Here is a 2,388-nt window from a genome sequence, read left to right on the forward strand (position 1 = left end):
GGCAGAACCCTTCGGGCAGCGTATGTTTGGCATTTGTGCTACGTTATCGCCTATTTATGGGGAATAACCACACTACATAGGCTCAGCCTTGCCTAAATACCAAACATACTGCTGCAAATTTAACCTCGAAAGATAAACAGGCCCTAGCCGCCTTTTTTATACTATTAATTAAAGAGACTTCAATGGCATTTAAACATATTTCTATAGCGCAAACGTTAGAGCTTTTAGATAAAGAAGACGTGGTAATTGCAGATATTCGCGATCCTAATTCGTATCAAGCCGGTCGCATTCCAGGCTCAGAAGCACTTTCTAACGGTAATATCGCACAATTTATGATGGAAAAAGAATTCGATCAGCCAATTATTATTGTCTGCTACCACGGTATGAGCTCACAAGGCGCAGCTAGCTATCTAGTTGAGCAAGGTTTTGAAGACGTTTACAGTATGGATGGCGGCTTTACAGCTTGGGAAGCGGCTTATAGCGAGAAAGTTGAGCGATGATAGAACTTGGCAGTTTAAATAACCCGCGCGCCGCACAGGGCTTTATAGATTATTTAAAAAGCCAAGGCCTAGATGCAAAGATACACTCAGCAGATGGCAGTAATGTCATTATTAGTGTGCTTGAGGAGGACTTTCATCAAGTTCAGCCGCTATGGGCTGAATTTACACAAAACCCTAATCATGAACGCTATCAACAAGCGTCTTGGGATGTAGGTAGCACTCAATCGCCGCTTAAATATCAAGGGCAATCACTTAATTTAATGCCGCGATTTAAAGCGCTAAGCTGGCTTAATCAAACAGTTAGCATATTGAGTATTGTTATTTATGTTGCTTTTTTATTAGGTGGATTTAATGACATTTATACCGCTCTGCAATTTAACCCATCACAACCACTTAGTTGGCTAACCCCCGCGCTCGTTCACTTTAGCGCGATGCATATAGTGTTTAATTTAATTTGGTGGATGTCGCTTGGTGATAATATCGAAAAGCAATGCGGAAAACTAAGCTTAATAGGTTTGTTTTTAGTGACTGCACTTATAAGCAATTGGGCACAATATTTAATGGTTGGTCCTAATTTTGGTGGGCTAAGCGGCGTGGTGTATGGATTGCTCGGTTTTTGTTGGATACACAGCTTTTTAAACCCTAACAAGCCAGCGCTAGTCAGTACGGCTATTGTTGGCTTTATGTTGATTTGGTTAGTGCTTGGGTTTGCTGATGTATTGTTTGTAGGTATGGCTAATTGGGCGCATTTAGGTGGGTTAGTTAGCGGTATGGCTTTTGCCTACACCGCCAAAATATTTAACGCAAAACGTTAAACACTAATGATATAAATATTTAGTGAACAAGACTTCACGGATGATCTCTTGTCCTGTTTCTTCTTTTAACAGGCTCTTAAGTTTTTCTACACACTTTGCGCGTATTTCTTCACGACCAGTGAGAGATTTTACTTTTTCTTCTGGCTCTTTAGATAAAATCTCTACTAAAGCGTCACGCAGTAATGGTGTGTGGTGTTCGACTACGGCAATATCTGAAGTATCATTAAGCATTAAATCGACAGTGACACGCACATAGCCCATTTTTTTACTTGATGCACCTATATAATTAGTGATTATATCTGGCTCAAAGCCAAAATAACCGACGGTTGATTCCGCACGTGCCGTAAAGCTTATTACGCTTACCAAGAATGTAAAAAGACCTGCGTATACTATTTTTTTCATATTTTAAGCGTTTCCTAAAACCTGTTGTAAATAGTTTATACTTAATAATAGGTAATAAACAGCGCCAAACAATTATTTATATTAGGGTATGTTGATTTTTGCGGTATGAAAAATAAATAGCATGAAGGAAAGGCATAATTGAACTCGCTAAAAAACGATACACCGAATCCTCATACCAAGATTAATGTTTATAGGCGTCATGGAATATCTTATCAAAAGTAATGTGCTTAAGCGGTCGAATTTATAATCAGCTTGATCATAGAAAAACGCTTGAAAGCAAATTATATAATATGTGCACAGGTATTCAATGGCGAGATCTGACTTCTTATTTTAGTGCATGGAGTGCCATATGGAGTCGGTTTAGCTTATGGTCTAAAAAAGATATTTTGAACGAATTGTTTCGTATGTTATCTCGCGATACTGGTATAGATTAGGTCTTTATTTATGGCAGTATTGTTATGGCTCAGCAGTATAATTGCGGTGTAAGAATCGCAGAGAATGAATCAATCGGAAAAGTCGAGGTAGGTCTACAAAAATTCACCTTGCAGTAGATAGCAGAGAGTTACCTGTTTACTATGAATTATCCTGTGTAAATATGCAGATACCTTCCATGCAGAGTCACTCGAAGCTAACTTCCCAGTAAACAGTGCAATACCAATCTGCTTATATAT

At 38.7% G+C, this 2,388-nt stretch carries 4 protein-coding genes; 3 read left to right on the top strand and 1 reads right to left on the bottom strand.

Going from position 1 to position 2,388, the window contains the following annotated elements:
• Positions 1–182: 182 nt before the first annotated feature.
• Both glpE and glpG read left to right on the top strand, forming a co-directional pair.
• On the top strand, positions 183–500 hold the full coding sequence (glpE, locus tag DO88_RS03020) for a thiosulfate sulfurtransferase GlpE (RefSeq protein WP_010554397.1): 318 nt from the start codon (positions 183–185) through the stop codon (positions 498–500).
• On the top strand, positions 497–1,315 hold the full coding sequence (glpG, locus tag DO88_RS03015; RefSeq protein WP_033040679.1) for a rhomboid family intramembrane serine protease GlpG: 819 nt from the start codon (positions 497–499) through the stop codon (positions 1,313–1,315). The genes glpE and glpG overlap by 4 nt, the downstream gene beginning before the upstream one ends.
• 3 nt (positions 1,316–1,318) lie before the next feature.
• On the opposite strand, the gene DO88_RS03010 is transcribed toward glpG, so the two are convergent.
• A complete protein-coding gene (locus DO88_RS03010) occupies positions 1,319–1,717 on the bottom strand; it encodes a flagellar basal body-associated protein FliL (RefSeq protein WP_007378947.1) in 399 nt (132 codons plus the stop codon).
• Positions 1,718–1,923: 206 nt separating this feature from the next.
• On the opposite strand from DO88_RS03010, the gene DO88_RS19280 reads away from it, so the two are divergent.
• Positions 1,924–2,151 carry a transposase gene (locus DO88_RS19280; RefSeq protein WP_442960145.1) on the top strand — a complete coding sequence of 76 codons (228 nt, stop codon included), beginning with the start codon at positions 1,924–1,926 and terminating at the stop codon, positions 2,149–2,151.
• Positions 2,152–2,388: the final 237 nt, after the last annotated feature.

Source organism: Pseudoalteromonas sp. S3431 (assembly GCF_000690035.1).
Classification (GTDB): domain Bacteria; phylum Pseudomonadota; class Gammaproteobacteria; order Enterobacterales; family Alteromonadaceae; genus Pseudoalteromonas; species Pseudoalteromonas fuliginea.